Below are 1,457 nucleotides of genomic sequence, written 5' to 3'. Positions count from 1 at the left end.
AGTCAAGTCCTGGTTATTGTGTAAAATTGTAGGCAATGGTTTCAACCCTACTATTATTATTTTTTTGCGAAACTTCCATGGACTTTTTTCTTCATATCTGGGAAGGGATGTCAAAGGCTTTTCACTTTGACATCCCTTCCCAGATATGAAATCATCCATAATGGAAGTGAAGCTAAAAATGATTATAGTCTATCTACTAAGAAGTGTCTTTCTCTTCGAGTAATTGTTTTCCTGATAGTACATCAGAACAGCACCTACTAAACGATAAGCAGATTGGGTATTCGGAAAAATACGAATCACCCTTTCTCTTCTGCGAATCTCTTGGTTTAATCGTTCTAAAGAGTTTGTGCTTCGGATGTGGCACCTGATATTATGTGGAAAGCTCATATATTGGATGGTATCTTCGAAACCATCTTCAAAAATGGCAAGGGCTTTTTCAAACTTTGGCTCTGACCCAAACTGGCTCATCAATTCATCCTTAAATTGGCGAATATCCTCAATCGTGACAGCATCAAAGACTCGTTTAATCATCGTGCGGATCTCAACGGAGTTCTTTTTAGGGAGTTTATTGTTAATATTACGCTTAAAATGAACATTACACCTTTGCCAGGTAGTTCCTATAAATTCACGTTGTATTGCGTTCTGGAGCCCTTGATGGGCATCAGAAATGACCAGTTTTGGAGACTGAAGACCCCGTGACTTGAGAAGTTGAAAGAAACGGCTCCAGCTCTCGAAACTTTCAACATGATCAACACTCAAACCAAGTATAACGCGTGTGTTTTTCTCTGTAATTGCCGTCGCAATATAAACAGCCTTGGAGACAACCCGCTGGTGCTCACGAACCTTTATATACATTGCATCTACAAAGAGAAAAGGGTAGTACGTTGTATTCAAGGGCCGCGTGGCCCATTCATTAACTATAGGATCAAGCTTCTGCGTAAGTGAAGAAATAAATGATTTGGATACATTTTTACCACAAAGCTGTTCTACTATATTTGTCACTTTCCGAGTGGAAACTCCATTAATGACCATCTCCAACATGGAGAGGACCAAGGCTTGGTCACACCGGGCGTACTTTTCAAAAACAGAAGTGGAGAATTCCCCATTACGTGTTCGTGGAACCTTCAGAGTTATGTTGCCAATGCTCATTAATAATTCGCGATCATAGTAGCCGTTTCGGTAGTCACGGCGCTCAACAGCACGTTCATATGGAGCAGCATGTAAAAAGTCATCCCTTTCCTTTTCCATAAACTCGTTCAACACCAATACAATAGCTGATTTAATCACCATATCAAGATTGGAATTCATAATAGCTTCTTTTAATACATCAACATTAAGGTTAAACTGTAATTGAGTCATCTTTATTCCTCTTTTCATTGTTTATCGTGGTTGAAAACAGTGTTGCCAAGAGTGAATAAAATGACTCTTTCATTTTACACAATTATATGGACTTAATC

Annotated in this window: 1 protein-coding gene; it reads right to left on the bottom strand. The window is 38.9% G+C overall.

Translation table 11 applies throughout. From position 1 onward, the window contains the following. Nucleotides 1-189: 189 nt before the first annotated feature. Nucleotides 190-1,359: an IS256 family transposase gene (locus tag ACQCT5_RS22845; RefSeq protein ID WP_499645406.1), complete on the bottom strand. Its 1,170-nt coding sequence runs from the start codon at nucleotides 1,357-1,359 to the stop codon at nucleotides 190-192. Nucleotides 1,360-1,457: the final 98 nt, after the last annotated feature.

Source organism: Sutcliffiella halmapala, assembly GCF_050107295.1.
Lineage (GTDB): Bacteria > Bacillota > Bacilli > Bacillales > Bacillaceae_I > Sutcliffiella_A > Sutcliffiella_A halmapala_A.
This window is presented reverse-complemented; position numbering and strand designations above follow the sequence as displayed.